Origin of the sequence: Planktotalea sp. (assembly GCF_018607995.1) — a bacterium.
Taxonomy (GTDB): Bacteria; Pseudomonadota; Alphaproteobacteria; order Rhodobacterales; family Rhodobacteraceae; genus Planktotalea.
The window spans coordinates 53,781-71,888 of sequence record NZ_JABBAL010000003.1; the positions used below are offsets into that span (position 1 = coordinate 53,781).

General features: G+C 53.3%; 19 protein-coding genes. 14 read left to right on the forward strand and 5 right to left on the reverse strand.

Annotated features, from left to right (window positions below):
* Window positions 1–11 precede the first annotated feature (11 nt).
* Window positions 12–749 (reverse strand): phosphodiester glycosidase family protein, encoded by a 738-nt coding sequence (locus tag QZ280_RS01155; RefSeq protein ID WP_293440324.1) that lies wholly within the window; start codon window positions 747–749, stop codon window positions 12–14.
* On the reverse strand, window positions 746–1,168 hold the full coding sequence (gene rbfA, locus QZ280_RS01160; RefSeq protein ID WP_293440326.1) for a 30S ribosome-binding factor RbfA: 423 nt from the start codon (window positions 1,166–1,168) through the stop codon (window positions 746–748). Before rbfA ends, QZ280_RS01155 begins: the two co-directional genes overlap by 4 nt.
* Before the next feature lie 83 nt (window positions 1,169–1,251).
* Between rbfA and dapB the strand changes: the two genes are divergently transcribed.
* On the forward strand, window positions 1,252–2,061 hold the full coding sequence (gene dapB, locus QZ280_RS01165) for a 4-hydroxy-tetrahydrodipicolinate reductase (protein ID WP_293440328.1): 810 nt from the start codon (window positions 1,252–1,254) through the stop codon (window positions 2,059–2,061).
* 113 nt (window positions 2,062–2,174) lie between these two features.
* Complete coding sequence (locus tag QZ280_RS01170; RefSeq protein WP_293440330.1) at window positions 2,175–2,525, forward strand: dihydrodipicolinate reductase; 351 nt, start codon at window positions 2,175–2,177, stop codon at window positions 2,523–2,525.
* A 4-nt stretch (window positions 2,526–2,529) separates the two neighbouring features.
* On the opposite strand, the gene QZ280_RS01175 is transcribed toward QZ280_RS01170, so the two are convergent.
* Window positions 2,530–2,709, reverse strand: a complete 180-nt coding sequence (locus QZ280_RS01175) for a DUF1674 domain-containing protein (RefSeq protein WP_293440332.1) — start codon at window positions 2,707–2,709, stop codon at window positions 2,530–2,532.
* 80 nt (window positions 2,710–2,789) lie between these two features.
* On the opposite strand from QZ280_RS01175, the gene QZ280_RS01180 reads away from it, so the two are divergent.
* From QZ280_RS01180 to QZ280_RS01210, 7 genes are all read left to right on the forward strand, one after another.
* Entirely contained in the window at window positions 2,790–4,061 is a 1,272-nt protein-coding gene (locus tag QZ280_RS01180) for a transcription antitermination factor NusB (protein ID WP_293440334.1), read from the forward strand.
* Between the two features lie 87 nt (window positions 4,062–4,148).
* Window positions 4,149–5,897, forward strand: a complete 1,749-nt coding sequence (locus QZ280_RS01185) for a heparinase II/III family protein (RefSeq protein ID WP_293440336.1) — start codon at window positions 4,149–4,151, stop codon at window positions 5,895–5,897.
* 12 nt (window positions 5,898–5,909) lie between these two features.
* Window positions 5,910–7,499: a bifunctional phosphoribosylaminoimidazolecarboxamide formyltransferase/IMP cyclohydrolase gene (purH, locus tag QZ280_RS01190; RefSeq protein ID WP_293440338.1), complete on the forward strand. Its 1,590-nt coding sequence runs from the start codon at window positions 5,910–5,912 to the stop codon at window positions 7,497–7,499.
* A 22-nt stretch (window positions 7,500–7,521) separates the two neighbouring features.
* A complete protein-coding gene (gene lspA / locus QZ280_RS01195) occupies window positions 7,522–7,995 on the forward strand; it encodes a signal peptidase II (protein WP_293440340.1) in 474 nt (157 codons plus the stop codon).
* Between the two features lie 99 nt (window positions 7,996–8,094).
* Window positions 8,095–8,604 carry a DUF3035 domain-containing protein gene (locus QZ280_RS01200; protein ID WP_293440342.1) on the forward strand — a complete coding sequence of 170 codons (510 nt, stop codon included), beginning with the start codon at window positions 8,095–8,097 and terminating at the stop codon, window positions 8,602–8,604.
* Between the two features lie 88 nt (window positions 8,605–8,692).
* Window positions 8,693–10,051: a pitrilysin family protein gene (locus tag QZ280_RS01205; protein WP_293440344.1), complete on the forward strand. Its 1,359-nt coding sequence runs from the start codon at window positions 8,693–8,695 to the stop codon at window positions 10,049–10,051.
* Window positions 10,048–11,355 carry a pitrilysin family protein gene (locus tag QZ280_RS01210; RefSeq protein ID WP_293440346.1) on the forward strand — a complete coding sequence of 436 codons (1,308 nt, stop codon included), beginning with the start codon at window positions 10,048–10,050 and terminating at the stop codon, window positions 11,353–11,355. The genes QZ280_RS01205 and QZ280_RS01210 overlap by 4 nt, the downstream gene beginning before the upstream one ends.
* A 59-nt stretch (window positions 11,356–11,414) precedes the next feature.
* Here QZ280_RS01210 and QZ280_RS01215 read toward each other — a convergent pair whose 3' ends face one another.
* Window positions 11,415–12,086 (reverse strand): hypothetical protein, encoded by a 672-nt coding sequence (locus QZ280_RS01215; protein WP_293440348.1) that lies wholly within the window; start codon window positions 12,084–12,086, stop codon window positions 11,415–11,417.
* Between the two features lie 727 nt (window positions 12,087–12,813).
* Here QZ280_RS01215 and QZ280_RS01220 point away from each other — a divergent pair.
* Both QZ280_RS01220 and QZ280_RS01225 read left to right on the forward strand, forming a co-directional pair.
* Entirely contained in the window at window positions 12,814–13,029 is a 216-nt protein-coding gene (locus QZ280_RS01220; RefSeq protein ID WP_293440350.1) for a hypothetical protein, read from the forward strand.
* Window positions 13,030–13,410 carry a hypothetical protein gene (locus QZ280_RS01225; protein WP_293440352.1) on the forward strand — a complete coding sequence of 127 codons (381 nt, stop codon included), beginning with the start codon at window positions 13,030–13,032 and terminating at the stop codon, window positions 13,408–13,410.
* 181 nt (window positions 13,411–13,591) lie between these two features.
* Here the strand turns inward: QZ280_RS01225 and dapA are convergent, their stop codons facing one another.
* Window positions 13,592–14,464: a 4-hydroxy-tetrahydrodipicolinate synthase gene (gene dapA / locus QZ280_RS01230; protein WP_293440354.1), complete on the reverse strand. Its 873-nt coding sequence runs from the start codon at window positions 14,462–14,464 to the stop codon at window positions 13,592–13,594.
* A 152-nt stretch (window positions 14,465–14,616) separates the two neighbouring features.
* Here dapA and QZ280_RS01235 point away from each other — a divergent pair, with 152 nt between their 5' ends.
* From QZ280_RS01235 to QZ280_RS01245, 3 genes are all read left to right on the forward strand, one after another.
* Window positions 14,617–16,548, forward strand: coding sequence for a lytic transglycosylase domain-containing protein (locus tag QZ280_RS01235; protein ID WP_293440356.1), 1,932 nt, complete (start codon window positions 14,617–14,619; stop codon window positions 16,546–16,548).
* Window positions 16,549–16,726: 178 nt separating this feature from the next.
* Complete coding sequence (locus QZ280_RS01240) at window positions 16,727–17,488, forward strand: VacJ family lipoprotein (protein WP_293440358.1); 762 nt, start codon at window positions 16,727–16,729, stop codon at window positions 17,486–17,488.
* Between the two features lie 2 nt (window positions 17,489–17,490).
* Complete coding sequence (locus QZ280_RS01245; RefSeq protein ID WP_293440360.1) at window positions 17,491–18,096, forward strand: ABC transporter substrate-binding protein; 606 nt, start codon at window positions 17,491–17,493, stop codon at window positions 18,094–18,096.
* The last annotated feature ends 12 nt before the right edge of the window (window positions 18,097–18,108 follow it).

Genomic DNA, 18,108 nt, shown 5'->3' on the forward strand with positions numbered 1-18,108 from the left:
GCGCCCGTCAATTACTCTGCGGGGATAACCGTGCCAACGATGGGGCCTAGTTTGTTCCAGCCAACGCCGGAGGAGTCGATCTCAGGCGCATAAAGTCGCGAAATATTGCCATCAAAGAACAGCGCGTTCGGGGTTTTCAGAACATCACGATAAAAAGTGCCGAACTCGTGGAAGGTCACGGTGTTACGCGAAATCGCAAAGGTGGCAATACGGCCATCCGCGCTAGTGCCAACGCCATTGCGGAGGTAGCGCGACGTGCTGTCGATCAAGAAGCGTGGGTGCAGGTTGCCATCAATCACCAACATCGGGCCAGATTGGCTGGCATAGGTACACAGAGGCGAGCGTTTGGCGAATTTGCGCGCTTCGATCACATCAGCGCGGTTTTCACTGATGCAAAATACACCATTGGGCAGCAGGCCAAAGTTGCCTGGACCATCTGATGTGATGACGCGTTGCTCTTGCTTGCCATTCTCAAGGTAAAATCCAACAGGTGAGCGGTCTTCGTGATACATGCCCGCGTTCATCGCAAAGCCCAGCTTTTCGCCGTTGTCTTTCAGCGCAGAATTTACGGAGGAAAAATAGCCATGCACTTCGTCCGCGTCGTCTTTCAGAAACAGGCGTAGGTCCTCGCTGGCAAGGTCTACATCGCAGACCACAAAGCGGTTGCCTTTATAGATTTGCTCACGACACTCTGCGGCGACTAAGGGCGACGACAAGCAGATTAAGAGTGCGGTGAGCCAGAGCTTCATTCGTCTTCTTCGTCTCGTTCGGTCGCGCGCTCGATATCCGCGCGCACATGCTCTTGCTCAAACAATCGGCGTGTCTCATCCATTTTATCAAATGTCTCATCAAGGCGGAAGCGCATGTCAGGGGAGTGTTTCAAAGCGAGCTTTTTGTTGATCAACTGGCGCAATTCGCCTTTGTTTTTGGCGAGCAATCCGATCACATCGTCTTTGCCTTCTCCCCCAAGCGGTAGTGCATAAACAGTGGCAACACGTAGATCAGGGGACACGCGCACCTCACCTATTGTCACAGACAAGCGGTTGAGATCAGCGTCATGCAAATCGCCACGTTGCAGGATTTCGGACAGACCACGACGGATCAATTCGCCAACCCGAAGTTGGCGCTGCGATGGGCCGGAGCCGCTGGAGTATGATTTCTTAGCCATGAGCATCACTTAAGCGCTCTTGCCGCCTTTGCCAAGCTGCTGTGCGCGGGTTAAGAAGGGGTAACGAGATAAGGAATATTGCGATGACTGAAACGCCTGGAATTGTTGTGACTGGTGCCTCTGGCCGTATGGGGCAGATGTTGATCAAGACCATTCAGGAAAGCGATGCCGCGCATCTTGTTGGCGCTTTGGAACGTCCCGGGCACGATTGGGTTGGTTGCGATGTTGGCGTTGCCATGGGGGGGGCTGAGGTTGGTTTGCAGGTCACCGATGACCCTTTGGAGGTGTTTGCCAAGGCACAAGCGGTTATTGATTTCACTTCTCCGGATGCGAGCGTCGCTTTTGCGAGCCTCGCCGCGCAAGCGCGCGCTGTTCATGTGATCGGTACAACGGGATTCGAGGATCATCACTTGGCTGCATTCACCGCTGCTGCACGGCACGCCACTATTGTGCGGGCGGGCAACATGAGTCTTGGGGTAAATTTGCTGACCCAGCTGACGAAAAAAGTCGCCGCTGCGCTTGATGAAGACTTCGACATCGAAGTGATCGAAGCGCATCACAATATGAAAATAGATGCGCCCTCTGGCACCGCACTCATGCTTGGTGAAGCCGCAGCCGAGGGGCGCGGTGTTGATCTCAAGGACGTGCGCGACAGCGGGCGTGATGGCATCACCGGAGCGCGCAAGCGCGGCGACATTGGCTTCACTGCTATTCGAGGTGGTGATATTGTCGGCGAGCATGACGTGTTGTTCGCAGCTTCTGGCGAGCGGATTGTGATCCGCCACATGGCCACAGATCGGCGTGTTTTCTCACGCGGTGCGCTGAAAGCGGCGCTTTGGGGGCAAGGTAAGGCACCGGGCGAATATGATATGCTCGATGTGCTTGGTCTTTGAATTTTCTTAAATTTGGCAAAAAGCCTAGCTAGATTAGCAGCGGCAACGCGTAGAAGTTTGATCCAGTCTGGCCGTCTTGGCGTATGGTTTGTAAATCGAAGGAGTTTTGTTTCATGTTTAGACTCAGCGCACTTGCCATTGCTCTGGTTGCCACACCCGCGTTTGCAGCCAATTACACGAAGATCAATTACAAGACCGAGTTCGTGAAACTGGTGCAGGGCAAAATGCTCACACGCCCCTTGGTAAAGCTCCAAGTGTCTTCCGCAGGCAGCATCAAAGGTCGCGGCGCGATATGGGATGTGAATGGTCAATGGACTTGGCAAAACGGCTATTTCTGTCGCAACTTAAATTGGGGGGGCATGGAGCTAGGTTATAATTGCCAAGAGGTTGGCTTGTCGAACGGCAAAGTCCGCTTCACGTCTGATGAGGGCACAGGTCAGTCCGCTGAGTTCAAGCTGCGCTAAGCCGTTAGAAATCGACTGCGATTCCCTTTTTCTCCCAATCACCATAGCGCACGGGCTCAGGCCCATTGCGTCCACCGAGTTCCGGCGCGAGATCTAGCACTTTTGCGGTCTTGCGACGTTCCTCTGCTTCAGCCAAGGCGCGCTGGGCGGCGGGAGGCAGATCGTTGTTCTCTATGTCGGCCATCTCAGCGCTCCTTTCCAAGGGGTCATCCCCTTGATATACGCCGCGAGACAGGGTCGGCAAGCAGTGCAAAGGCGATTTAAATGGCAGATAACGGTGTAGCTGCGCGACGCGCAGCGGCAGGATTGCTGGAACAAGTGCTTGGTGAGGGCAAAATGCTGTCTGAAGCGCTGGGTGCCCCTTACATGCTGCGGCTTGCCTACGATGATCGTGCGCGCGCACAACGACTTGCGTCTGAAACGCTGCGCTCACTGGAACGCGTAGATCGTATCATGAAGCCGTTTTTGCGCAAGCCGCCGCCCCTTGCGGTTCATAATGTCCTGCGGATCGCGACCTATGAGCTGTGCACAGGCGGTGCCGCGCATGGTGTTGTGAATGATGCAGTCAGCAGCGTGGGTGCCAACAAGCGCACTGAAAAGATGAAGGGCTTGACCAACGCAGTTTTGCGCAAAGTCGTCGACAAGGGTCCAGAGGAATGGGCGAAACTGCGGGTTCCGCGTTTGCCAAAATGGCTGCGCGCCCCGCTTTCGCAAGCATATGGCCATGAGAGCATCGGTGATATCGAGCGTATGCATTTCGCGGGTGCGCCGCTAGATTTGACGCCAAAGGTTGATGCGCAGGCTCTTTCAGAGGCGGTTAATGGCGTGGTTTTGCCAACCGGATCAGTCCGCATCAAAGAAGCAGTGCAAGTGTCTGCTTTGACCGGTTATGACGCGGGCGATTGGTGGGTTCAGGACGCAGCGGCGGCCTTGCCTGTGCAAATTCTTAAACCACAAAGTGACGAAGCGATCATCGATCTGTGCTGTGCGCCCGGCGGTAAAACCATGCAACTTGCGGCAAGTGGGGCCAATGTTACGGCTGTTGATAGCTCTGATCGACGCATGCAGCGGGTGCGTGAAAATTTGGAGCGCGCAAAATTGTCCGCTGAGTTGGTTGTTGGTGACGCTTTGGAGACCAGCGGTCAATACGATGCAATCCTTCTTGATGCGCCCTGTTCCGCGACCGGTACGATCAGACGTCACCCAGATTTACCTTTGGTCAAGGACGGTTCGGAATTTGGGGAGCTGATCGAGCTGCAAGCGCAAATGCTTTCCCATGCGATCACGCTTCTGAAACCCGGTGGACGCTTGGTTTTTTGCACATGTTCGCTTTTGCCGGATGAGGGCGAATGCCAAATCGAGGATCTTCTTGCGACACATCCAGAGCTGGAGATTGATCGCGAGGCCTTGAAGCGCGATGGGATCGAGGAGGCATGGATCACCGAAGAGGGTGGATTGCGACTGCGACCCGATTATTGGGCAGAGCAGGGCGGTATGGACGGCTTCTATATCGCACTATTGCGCAAACCGCTTTGAGCGATGATTTTCAGCGGTGACTCTTAGCTGCTCTCGCAATAAGGTGATATTAATCACCGCGCCACAAGAGCGCATAGGGCAGCGCAGATGTCTAAAGGTAGCAAATGGTCCGTGCGGGCAACCCGTGCGATGCACCGCGTTCACGCGCGGCTTGTCACTCGTCAAACGGCGGCGACAAGATTTGTGTCGCAACCTGAACCACGCACTATTGGCAGCTTTGCAAAGGGTCGTCAGCTTTGTGCCGGAAACATCATGTTCGCGGGGCATCTAGTAGAAGCGCCCAAGACAAGCCTATGGAAAATTCCTGCTCCTGATGCAGCGTTTGCGCAAGATGCGCATGGCTTTAGTTGGCTTGATGATTTGGCCGTGGTTGGTGATCTGGAGGCGCGTGAAGCTGCGCAAACTTGGGTTTGGGACTGGATCGTGACTTATGGTCGCGGCAAAGGACCAGGCTGGGTGCCCGGACTTACAGGGCGCCGTTTGATCCGCTGGATAAACCACGCGTCGTTTTTGTTGAGAGGGCAAGAGGCGAATGCGTCAGAGCAATTTTATCGCTCCCTCACGCAACAAACGAAATTTTTAGCGCGTCGTTTGCATAAAACCGAACCGGGGCTCGCACGGTTCGAGGCCTTGGCTGGGATGATCTATGCTGGTCTGTCTCTCAGCGGCATGGAGGCGCATGTAAATCCGGCAGTCAGAGCCTTGGCGCGCGCGTGCACTGATCAGATCGATGCGGAAGGCGGGATTCCTACGCGTAACCCTGAAGAGCTGCTTGAGATCTTTACACTTATCACTTGGGCCGCAGTCAGCTTGCGCGAGGCGGGGATCATACCGCTGCAAGAACATCTTGATGCGATTGAACGCATCGCGCCAACCTTGCGGACATTGCGCCATGCCGATGGTAGCCTTGCGCGCTTTCATGGCGGTGGTCGTGGTGTGGATGGGCGCTTGGATCAAGCCCTTTCCAATTCTGAAGTGCGCCACACGGCACCAGACGGTTTGTCTATGGGATTTGCTCGCCTCTCAGGTGGGCGTACAAGCTTGATTGTGGATGCCAGCGTACCGCCGAAGGATGTCTCCTCGCACAATGCACATGCCTCAACTCTCGCGTTTGAGATGACGTCAGGGCGACGCCCTTTGATCGTGAATTGCGGGTCTGGCAAGGTTTTTGGTGAGGATTGGCGCAGCGCAGGACGTGCGACGCAGTCGCATTCTGTGCTTTCTATTGATGGCTACTCCAGCGTGCGTTTTGCAGCGCGCGGTAGCAAGAAACGGAAATTAGAGCTGCTGGTCGACTGTCCCAAGCATGTCCCCGTGCAAGTGAGTGACGCCCCGGATGGCGTCCGTTTGCAAGCGGGCCACGATGGATATGACAGCACACATGGTCTGACCCATGCGCGCACGTTGGAGTTGACCTTCAACGGGCGTGGTCTTGCGGGTGAGGATATGCTGCTTGCCATGAAAGATGCTTCCAAGAAGCGCTTTGACAAGCGCATGGATGAGTTTAGCCTGCAAGGCGTTGCGTTCTCGATCCGCTTTCATCTGCACCCAGAGGTCGATGTAGCGCTGGATATGGGGGACACGGCCGCGTTGATTGCACAAAAAAGTGGCGAACTTTGGGTGTTTCGCCATGATGACGTCGCAAATCTTAGCCTTGAGCCAAGCGTTTACCTTGAAAAAGGGCGACTTCAGCCGCGCGCGACAAAACAGATCGTTTTAACTGGGCGCGCAATGGACTATGCGACGCGTATTCGGTGGTCGCTTTCCAAAACGCAGGACACTGCGGTTGGTGTGCGCGATCTTGTACCGGATGATGAACCGCAATTTTTATCATAGGACGATGCCCTCATGACTGACCTTTCTCCGATCCGCCGCGCTTTGCTTTCTGTGTCTGACAAAACAGGCTTGATCGAGCTGGGACAGGCTTTGTCAACTCGTGGAGTTGAACTTCTCTCGACTGGTGGAAGTGCCAAGGCGTTGCGTGATGCTGGCCTTGAAGTACGTGATGTTGCGGAAGTGACTGGTTATCCAGAGATGATGGATGGACGCGTGAAAACGCTGCACCCTGCGGTACATGGTGGCTTGCTGGCGCTGCGCGATAATGATGCGCATGTGGCCGCGATGGATGAGCATAACATTGGCGCGATCGATCTTCTGGTTGTTAATCTTTACCCGTTTGAAGAGACAGTGGCGAAAGGTGGCGACTACGAAGACTGTATCGAGAATATCGACATTGGTGGCCCTGCGATGATCCGTGCTGCTGCGAAGAACCACGCGTTTGTGAGCGTGGTTGTGGATGTTGAAGACTATGCTGGGTTGTTGTCTGAATTGGATGCGAACGACGGTCAAACGACCTATACATTTCGCCAAAAGCTGGCACAAAGGGCTTACGCGCGCACGGGTGCGTATGATGCGGCTGTGTCGACTTGGATGGCGGACGCGCTGGGCGAGGTCGCTCCGCGCCGCCGAGCTTTTGCTGGAACGCTCTCGCAGACCCTTCGCTATGGAGAGAACCCACATCAAACAGCTGCGTTCTATACTGATGGAACAGAGCGCGCGGGCGTTGCGACGGCGAAACAGCACCAGGGCAAAGAGCTGAGCTACAATAACATCAACGACACGGATGCTGCTTTTGAATTGGTGGCGGAATTTGACCCTGCCGACGGAGCAGCCTGTGCTATTATCAAACATGCGAATCCCTGTGGCGTCGCTTTGGGTGGATCGCTGATTGAGGCGTACAAAAGTGCGTTTGATTGCGACCGCACTTCTGCGTTTGGTGGAATTGTCGCCCTAAATCAGCCGCTTGATGAGGAAACGGCGAACGAGATTGTCGGTACCTTTACCGAAGTCGTCATCGCGCCGGGCGCTTCCGATGCCGCGCGTGCTGTGTTTGCGAGCAAGAAGAACCTTCGCTTGCTGACCACTGATGGTCTACCTGACAATCGCGCTGGTGGTCTGACCTATCGCCAAGTCGCAGGTGGGATGTTGGTTCAAGACAAAGACGTTGGGTTTGTCGGTAAGGATGATCTGAAAGTGGTGACCAAGCTTGCCCCGACTGATGAACAAATGCGTGATTTACTGTTTGCTTGGAAGGTTGGAAAACACGTGAAATCGAACGCGATTGTCTATGTAAAAGACGGCGCAACTGTTGGTGTTGGCGCGGGTCAGATGAACCGTCTTGATAGCGCGTTGATCGCCGCGAAAAAGGCAGAACGTATGACAGAGGTACTTGGACTTGAGTTGCCGTTGAGCGTTGGATCTGCTGTCGCATCTGACGCGTTCTTCCCGTTTGCGGATGGTTTGATGGAAGCGGCTGCTGCGGGTGCCTCGTGCGTTATACAACCGGGAGGGTCTATGCGCGATGATGAAGTGATTGCAGCAGCTGATGAAGCTGGGCTGGCCATGGTGTTTACGGGTATGCGCCATTTCCGCCATTAAGAAACGTTAAAGGAGGACGCAAATGCGTCTGGTGTTTTGGGCAGGATTTTGGGTATTTCTCGCGGATCAAGCGAGCAAATATCTCGTGGTTCATTGGATGAACCTGCGCGAAGAAGTCAGCATTGACGTGTTGCCTCCTGTGCTTAATTTGCGCATGGCGTGGAATTACGGCATAAACTTCGGGTTCTTTTCGGGTGACAGTGATTCAACGCGTTGGATCCTGATAGGCATTGCAATCATCATCATTGCTTTTGTGCTTTATTGTTTGCGTAAGGAAGAATTCGGCAAGATCGGCTTGATCAGCGCCGGCATTTTGATCGGTGGTGCGCTGGGAAATATTATTGACCGTATTCTCTACGGTGCCGTCGCTGACTTTCTCAACATGAGCTGCTGTGGCTTCACAAACCCGTTCTCTTTTAACATCGCCGATATCGCGATCTTTGCGGGTGCGTTTGGCATGGTACTTTTTGCGGGCGACACTAAGGAAGAGGCTTAACCCCATACAATCGGCGCAGTTTCGCGGGCATTGAAAAAGCCTAGGTGACGCCGCTGATTCTATAGGTTAAAAGCACTGATAACGGAGCGGAGTTTAACCATGCGACCGGCGAGCAGTTTGATCCTTATCTTGGCCCTGAGCCTTTCAGCGTGTGGCGATACGACCCTGCGCGACTTGAACGATCCCGCAGCGGGACCGGAAGAGTTTGATATTATTCCAAATAAGTCTTTGGAAACACCTGACAATTATACCGCATTGCCAGTACCAACACCTGATCAGGCAAATCTTGCGGATGCCACACCGAAGAAAGACGCGGTCGCAGCGCTTGGCGGTCGTCCCTCTTTATTGGACGCACAAGGCCCCGCGCGCACCGATGCGGCTTTGATCGCGAGTGCTTCGCGCTTCGGGGTGCCCGCCGGTATTCGTGAACTAACTGCTGTGGAAGATGCAGAATTTCGCAAGCGTCGTGGTCGTTTCTCCAACATTCGCCTGTTTAAAACGGATCGTTATGGTAGCGTATACAAGCGTCAAACATTGGATGCTCAGAAAACCGTCGAGATGTATCGTCGAGTTGGACGAAAGACACCGACTGCGCCTCCCGCGAATTAAAGTTCTCTCACGAAGCTGTCAGTACGCTTGAAACATCGCCCGCGGCACGTAGGTTGAGACAAAGACAGACCCAGCGTGAGGAAATACAATGCGTTTTGGACTACGTTTGGCAGTGCCCGTGCTGGCGCTGTTTTCCGCCCCTTTGAGCGCGTTTGCAGAAACGGTGCGCTGGGATGATCAGGTCAGCACGTTCAATTTGGACAATGGTATGGAAGTCGTCGTGATCGAAGATCACCGCGCCCCCGTCGTTGTGCACATGATGTGGTATCGCGCTGGATCTGCGGATGAAAAACCGGGTGTTTCCGGCGTCGCGCATTTTCTGGAACATCTGCTTTTCAAAGCCACGGACACTATGGAAGCAGGCGAGTTTTCCAGAACAGTCGCCGTGAATGGCGGCTCTGACAATGCGTTTACGTCATATGATTACACGGCCTACTTTCAGCGCGTAGCCTCGGATCGTCTTGAACTGATGATGAAGATGGAAGCGGATCGTATGGTCAATCTGCGCCTCACGGAAGCGGATATTCTGACGGAACGTGAAGTGATCATCGAAGAACGCAACCAGCGCACTGAGAATGATCCCGGTGCGTTGTTTGGTGAACAAGCGAATGCCGCGCTTTACATGAACCACCGCTACGGTGTGCCGATCATTGGATGGCGTCACGAAATGGAAACGTTGGAGCTGGAAGATACACTTGAGTATTATGAGCAGTTTTATGCGCCCAACAATACAATTCTGATTGTTGCTGGTGATGTCACACCAGAGGAAGTTAAAGAGCTGTCCGAGCGTCATTACGGACCGCTTGCTGCAAACCCAGATTTGGAGTCACGCGTACGCCCGCAAGAGCCTTTGCACAATGCAGAGCGTCGCATTTTATTTGAAGACCCACGCGTCGCGCAACCCTATGTGCGTCGCTCCTACCTCGCGCCTGCACGCGACAGTGAGGATCAAAAAACTGCCGCAGCTTTGATGCTGGGGGCCAATCTCTTGGGGGATGGTCAGACATCTTTCATGTCGCAAAAACTCCAGTTCGAAGAGAAAATCGCCGTGTTTGCCAGCGCATTCTATCGCGGCACTTCTTTGGATGATGCGAGTTTCACAACTGTTATCGTGCCTGTTGAAGGTGTCAGTCTCAACGATGCAGAGGCGGCGATGGACCGCGTGATTGCTGAGTTCATGGAGGTGCCAATCGATCTGGATCACCTAAACCGAATTAAACGCGCGATGCGCGCAAGCGAAGTTTACGCGAAAGACAATGTGCAGGGTTTGGCTAATCGTTTTGGGCGTGCTTTGACTTCGGGTTTGACAGTGAAAGACATTCTTGTGTGGCCAGACGTAGTCGAAGGCATCACAGAGGATAATATCAAAACGGCCATGCGAGACGTGTTGAATAAGAAATCATCAGTGACAGGATGGCTCACATCTGGTGCGGAGGCAGTGCAATGAAACAATTTTTCTATAGCTTAGTTACAGTAGTGACGATCATTGCCGCGCCGCTTCGTGCGGATATTGATGTCCAAGAAGTGACCTCGCCACTGGGTTTCAAAGCGTGGCTTGTTGAGGATCACACGATACCTTTCATGTCTTTGCGCCTTGGTTTCAAAGGTGGTGCATCTTTGGATCGAGCAGGAAAACGTGGCTCTGTTAATTTGATGATGGCTTTGCTTGAAGAGGGTACGGACGATCTGGACGCACGCGGATTTGCGCGTGAAGTGGATGAGCTTGCGGCCTCCTTCAACTTCGACGCCTCCGGCGATTCAGTCAGCGTTTCCGCGCGCATGCTCAGCGAAAACCGTGACGCGGCGATTGCGCTATTGAAGGGTGCAGTGGCTGCCCCGAATTTCGATCAAGTTGCGATTGATCGTGTCAAAGGGCAGGTGCTTTCTATCCTGCAATCTGATCTCAAAGACCCCAATGAAATCGCGCAAACTGCGTTCAACAAGGCGGCATTCGGGGATCACCCCTATGGCAGCACTTTAAGTGGCACAGCAGTGTCTATCGAAAGTCTAACGCGCAAAGACATCCAGAATGCGCACCGCGATACGATGGCGCGTGACCGTGTGTTTGTCAGTGCTGTTGGTGATATTACAGCCGAAGAACTTGGTGCGTTGATGGACACCTTACTCGAAGATTTGCCCGAAACGGGTACGGCGATGCCAGAGCGTGTCGAGTTCGGGCTTAAGCCTGGAATCACCGTTGTTCCTTACGAGACGCCACAATCGGTTGCGCTGTTTGGCCATCGTGGGATCAAGCGGGACGACCCTGATTTCTTTGCGGCCTTTATTGCAAGCAACATCCTTGGTGGGGGCGGTTTAGACAGCCGCTTGATGGAAGAGGTACGCGATAAGCGCGGCCTGACCTACGGTGTCTATTCATTTCTCTCCGCACGTGATCATGCGGAATTGGTGGTGGGGCAAGTGGCTTCTGCCAATGACCGTGTCGGCGCTGCGATTGATGTGATCAAGGATGAATGGGCGCGTTTGGTCAACGAAGGCGTGTCGCAAGAAGAACTTGATGTGACTAAGACCTATCTGACTGGTGCCTATCCATTACGCTTTGACGGCAATGGTCCGATCGCGAACATTCTTGTTGGGATGCAGATGCAGGGTTTGTCGAAAGACTACATCAACACGCGCAACGACAATGTGAATGCGGTGACCTTGAAAGAGATCAACCGTGTGATCAAAGACGTGTATTTGCCGGATGATCTGCACTTTACTGTCGTGGGTAAACCCGAAGGTTTGGAGTAAGAAAGAGCGCCCTTTTTACGGGGGGTTCTCGGTGTTTTAAAGGTTGGCGAAGAAGCTGATTACAGCGTCCGAGATAAGCGCGTGATTCGCGATATGCTCGTCTGTGCCGCCTTCACACAGCTTGCCGTCGCCCGGACTTCGTCCTCTAAGATGTTCGTACCGCGTTCTGTAAAAACCCCTAGAAAATCGAAACGCGTGAGGCTTGCAGGCTCGATGTAGCGCACATTATCCTTGGGTAATGAAGCGACCAATGCGCGACTTTCGCGATAAAGATCAAGGGATCCCATTGATGGCTTTGGCGCACCGATCACCAAAAGTGGGGTCTTGATGATAGCGAGGGTTTCGGGCGCGAAGGTCTGCGTGCCTCCCAAATCAAAGACCGCAATCGCTTTGATGCGAGGATCGCTCAGATCTTGTTCCATCGACACAATGTCCTCTTCGGTTTTCGCGATACGCCACATTTCACCAATTTTGCAGATCAACTCGCTCGGATCGGTTGCACAATCGGTTTTGACCTTGTCGCCATCATACAGCCCATCGGTAAGCCACACCGCCGTCCAGCCTCCAAGGGAATGTCCGCCCATAAATATGTTCTTTGGATGAATGCGCGGCGCGAAGGTGTCGTCGCTTAACAAATGGCTGATTACTCGGGACACATCGTGCGGACGTTCCCACAATTGCCGCGCATCGTCCGTGTCACGCAGCCAAGTCGACGTGCCAGGATGGCTCAACGAAGCAACGATATACCCCTTTTGGTGACCAGAGCTTCAGTAAGCCAGTTTTGGTTGAGCTCATTGCCGTACATGCCATGCGATAGAGCGACCAAAGGGTGCTGTACCTCAAGCGGCGTCGCCTTTTTTCGGCGTCCACACCCACCCCAAACTCCGTTGGATTGGATGCGTCTCATAGGCCCATCGTTCTAAGCCGGCTACCCGACAGACTCTTTAATGGGGCGGTCTTTCTGAGCGTCTTTCACTTTGATTTTTGCCATCCCATGACTTGATCCTCTGCGTGCGCTTGCCCCGCGCCAATCAGTAAACTGAGGCAAAGAATGTGAATTATTCGTTTCATGTCGAGCTCCGATATGTTTGCGTCATACCAAATCGAGTGCTGCGCAAACGAGGGTCTCGCAATCGCTGGAGGCCGCAAAACATGTCCTGAAATTTATCTAGGACAGCTCAAACGTGAAAGAGGACATATGCAGGACACGGCTCGGCTGGTTTTACCATTGTCTATTCTGACCGCACTGCTCGGTGGTGCGATTGCGGCGTTGATCCTTCGCCTTGATCGGGGAAGTCGTAGCGCGACGGTGTTATTCGCATTTTTATTCGCTTTGCTGAGTTTCAGTTCGCTCTTGGTCAGGTTGCGATTTGGTTATGGATTGGAACAGTTAGCCTTGATCCAGCGCACGTTGCCTTTGCTTGTTGGGCGTTGCTTTATTTTGGGTTCGCAGCGTTTATGATGCCGAAAGAACGGTTCAGTCGCGTGGTGCTGCTGCACCTGAGCATTGCATCTATCGTGATTGCAATCGTGCTACTGTCGCCCAAACCGATCTATGCGCTCGATTGGGTGATAACGCTCAGCTATCTGTTCTATTTTGTCGCGCTTTGGCGTCGCGGGCCAGATTATTTGATCCACGCCTATTTCGATGTCTCGCAAAGGGTGTCCAACTAGATGCTGCGTGGCATGGTTTTGCTGTTAGAGATCTTGCTGGTTGATACAGTGATAGCGCTTGATTCCATGCTCAACGAGGGACGCAATGCGAAGACGCTGATCTCGCTCGCCTCGATCCCGTTTTTTATTGGATTGCTTGCCTTCATCTTTGTGCTGCCCTCAATGATGTCCGCGCCACGCGCGAAGAGTGAGGCGTTATTGCAGGGCGAGCGCGATGATAATGTGAAATTAGAGCAAGAGGTGCGAGAGCTGCTGATGTCGACGCAGCTGTATCTCGAGCCTGATCTGTCAGTGCAACGTTTGTCGCAACGTCTTCATGTGATGGTGCGTGCGCTGTCGGTTGCCATTAAACGAACGCAAGAAATAAATGTGTCGCAGTAGGTGAATTGGTTTCGGATGGAGCATGCAGCAGATCTTTTGCGCGGCACGGATGAAAGCGTGGCAAAGGTCATGGCGCAGTCAGGGTTTCTGACGCGGTCTAACTTTTACCTAGAATTTTAGAGGGTCTACGGGTGTTCCCCTGCGGCATACCGCAAGGGAAAATAGTGCTAAGCGTCCGTTGCTAGATCAAGCCAGCGTGGGCCATGCCTGCGTCGATCATTGTTTTGGTCTCACCCATAAGGCCAACCAAAGGTGAGCGCACTTCATCGCTGCACAGGTCCAACTTGGACATCGCATACTTTGCACCAACAAGGCCGGGCTCTGTGAAGATGGCCTTGTGAAGCGGCATCAATTGATCGGTAATTTCCAGCGCCTTGGCGAAATCACCTTTAAGCGTCGCCGCTTGCATTTGTGCGCAAAGCTTCGCCGCGACGTTTGCGGTGACCGAAATCATGCCGAGACCACCATGGGCGTTATAGCCAAGCGCTGTTGCATCTTCACCGGAGAGTTGGATGAAATCCGTACCACATGTGAGACGCGTTAAGGGCACGCGTGCAAGATCGCCTGTTGCGTCTTTGACGCCAACAATGCGTTCTAGCTTGGCCAATTCGCCCATTGTCTCAGGCGTCATATCAACGACGGAACGGCCTGGAATATTGTAAATGATGATCGGGATATTCGTGCTGTCGTGAATCGAGGTATAATGTGCGATCAAGCCGCGTTGCGTTGGCTTGTTATAATACGGCGTGACCACAAGAACCGCATCGGCACCCGCTTTCTCGGCGCTTTGCGCAAGACGGATGGATTCGAGCGTGTTGTTGCTACCTGCACCCGCAATCACAGGCAGGCGACCGGCAGCGGCGCGCACAACTTCTTCGACGACTTTATCGTGCTCATCATGGGTTAGCGTCGGGCTTTCGCCGGTGGTGCCAACAGGAACAAGTCCGTGCGTGCCTTCACCAACATGCCATTCGACAAGTTTTTTCAGTGTATCCAAATCCAGCTCGCCGTTCTTGAACGGCGTAATCAATGCGACGTTTGAGCCTTTAAACATGACACGCTCCTCTTCGTGTTGGCGGACGCAGGGTCCGGATGCAAAAAAACAGCCCAAGAGAACATGCACGTGTGCAATTATGAATTGCGGCCAGCGCTACAGAGGCTAGGTTGTGCGGTGTCTATCCTTTGTCATTGAACGAATTGCAAGCCATGATGCGTTTAGCCCTTTTGCTTTTTTTTACGCTGTGCGCTCCGATTTTTGCGCGCGCGGACGGTCATGTTCAACTCACCCGCGCCTATGAGGCGATGAAAGTGGGCGATTGGACAAGCGCACGCACGATTGCCAGTGGCGTAAGCCCCATCGCTTATGACTTGATCGAATGGCATCGTTTGCGCGGTGGCTTTGGCACGCCTGAAGAGGTGATGTTGTTTCTGGACCTCAACCCTGATTGGCCGGGTTTGGATTGGCTGCGTCGCAAAAGTGAACCTGTGATGCTGGACGCAAGCAATGCTGATATCTTACTGTTTTTTAAGGAAGATCTGCCCCAAACTGCCCAAGGTGCCTTGGCGCATGCGCGTGCTTTAGAGGCAAGTGGTAATTCGGGTAGTGCGGACGCGGGCATTGTTCTTGCGTGGCGCAGTATGGCGATTGGGCCGCAAATCTACGCGCAGATGTTGAAAGAGCACGGCGATTTGCTGGCGGAACACCACATCGCACGCCTTGATATGCTGCTGTGGAAGGATTGGAAAAGTGACACGGATCGGATGTTGTCTCTGGTGCCTGAGGGCTATCAAAAGCTCGCGAAAGCGCGTCAAGGTTTGCGCGCGCGGGTGAAGGGAACGGATGCTTTGGTCGCCTCTGTTCCTGCAAACTTGCAAAACGATCCTGGTCTTTCGTTCGAGCGTTTCGTTTGGCGTTCGCGCAAAGGCCGCCAAGAAGATGCGATAAAGCTGGCTTTGGCATCAAGCAAAAGTGCGAAAACCTTGGGTGAGCCTGAGCAATGGGCGAATAGACGCCGATTTTTGTCGCGTCAGTTGATGCGCAATAAAGATTACAAAGAAGCCTATGCCTTGGCGAGCCAACATCATCTATTTGAAGGCTCGTCCTTCGCAGATCTCGAATGGCTAAGCGGCTACATCTCTCTGCGGTTTCTGAATGATCCTGCGAAAGCGTTGACGCATTTGCAAGCGCATCAAGGTGCTGTAGTCACCCCGATTTCGCGGGGCCGTGCTGGCTATTGGGTTGGTCGCGCGCAAGAGGCTTTGGGCAATGCGAAAGCTGCAAAAGCATCTTATTTGGATGGAGCAAAATACCAGTCGAGCTTTTATGGATTGCTTGCGGCTGAGCGCGCGGGAGTTGGTTTTGACAAAAGCCTTGGCGGACAAGCGTCCTTGCCAGATTGGCGCAGCGCGAGCTTTTTGGGATCGACAGTGTTCCAAGCGGCAGTTCTTGCGTTGCAAGCGGGTGAGTTAACGGTGTCGGAGCGGTTCTTCACCCATCTCACTGAAAGCCTGAGCCCGCTTGAAGCTGCACAGCTTGGTCAGGTTGCGATTGATCTCAATGAACCGCATATAGCTGTTATGATTGGCAAACGCGCGGCGAGCGGCGGTGTGACAATCCCTGCACCGTATTATGCTGTTCATGATCTTGCGAAGTCGACGCATCCAATTGCGACGGAATTTGCGCTCGCCATTGCGCGCCGTGAAAGCGAGTTTGATCCAGTCGTCGTCTCTGGTGCAGGCGCGCGAGGGTTGATGCAAGTGATGCCTGCGACAGCCCAAAACGTCGCAAGCGAACTTGGCATCGATTATGCAAAAGAAAAGCTTACAAGCGATTGGCGCTATAATGCGCAGCTTGGAACGGCTTATCTGGCGCGTTTGTATAAGCAATTTGGCAGCAACCCTGTGATGATTTCTGCCGGATACAATGCGGGCCCTGGTCGGCCAGTGCGGTGGATGGAACTTTACGGCGATCCTCGTAAGGGCGAGATTGAGATCGTTGATTGGATTGAACACATTCCTTTCCGCGAAACGCGCAACTACGCGATGCGGGTGACGGAAAGTCTGCCAATCTATCGTGCGCGTTTGGGGCAGGACCCATTGCCAAAGCCGTTCTCTAAAGAACTCGTTCAGATGCGTTAGCTCAGCGTTGAGCTCGTCGAACGCTTCAACTCGCTCTTGGAATATGCGATGCTTGATGAAGGTTTTTTGTAATTATTGTCACGTCAGAGTTACAACCTGAGGATTTAGGTGCTTTTGCAGTGGTTCTTCGATCAAGGCATATTAGTTGACGTTTAAGAGTTTATCGCTGGTGGGTATTGTGACGTTATTGACTTCGATTTGGACGCGCCTTGCGTTGCTTTTGGCGCTTGCGGCGCTCGTTCCCGGTTGTGCGCAGCCGGGGCCGGGGCAAATTGAGGGCAACGTTTTTGATCCTTACGAAGCGAATAACAGGCAAACGCATGAGTTAAACCATGCTTTGGACAAGGCGATGGCTCGGCCCGTTGGAGTCGGCTACACCAAGATCATCCCTGATGATCTTGAAGACGGTATTGGCAACTTCGCCTCTAACCTGAGCTTGCCAAGCACAATTGTGAACAACCTATTGCAGGGCAATGTGGAAGGCGCGTTCCGCAATTCTATGCGCTTTGTTTTTAACTCGACCCTTGGGTTTGGAGGTTTGTTCGATGTTGCTGGAGATTTTGATCTCAATGAGATTGGCGGCGACTTTGGTCAAACACTATATGTTTGGGGTGTGCCAGAAGGCGCATATATCGAACTACCGATTGTTGGCCCGTCCACGGAGCGAGCCGCACTCGGTAAGGCTGTTGATCTCTTCACCAATCCTTTGAGCTATGTTTTGCCGAACCCGGATAAATACATTGGTACTGCGGCAGGAGTCGCGTCAAAGGTGGGGGATCGCGGGCGCTACGCCGAGACGCTCGATTCTATACTTTACAACAGTGCGGACAGCTACAGCCAAGCGCGCAGCATTTTTATGCAGAACCGTCGGTTCCAGTTGGGCGATGGCGACGCTGCAGAAGAGATCAACCCGTTTGATCTGAATACAGAAGGGTTCTGAGCATGACACAAGTTTCACGACGCAAGGCCACAGGCCTTATCGGAGCAGCGCTCGCCACGTTTACAGTCGCGCCAACACAAGCCGCGGCTCTGGACACGGTAAGCGCGAAGAAATTGGTCGATGCTCTTGTTGGCGAGATCAATCGCGTCATTGCATCGGGAAAATCTGAGCAAGCGATGTACAAAGATTTCAAACGCATCTTCGCGAAATACGGTGATACGTCTTATATCGCGGCTTATGCGATGGGCAATGATGGTCGCCGTGCTAGCGGTGCGCAGAAAAAGAAATTCTCGGCCGAGTTCCAGACCTATATTTCGCGCAAATACGGCGCGCGCTTCCGTGAGTTTATTGGCGGACGCTTGGAAGCTAAAAGCGTGCGTCCTGTGAAAAGCTGGTTCGAGGTGACAACGACTGCGTTTCTACGTGACGAAGCGCCATTCACTGTGACTTTCCTCGTGTCCAATCGCACGGGACGCGACAAGTTCTTCAATATGTTCATTGAGGGCATCAACCTGCTACTCACTGAGCGCACGGAAATCGGTGCGATGATCGATCGTCGCGGCGGTAATCTTGATAAAATGATCGCTGATCTACGGACAGCTAAGTAAGCTTCGGCTATA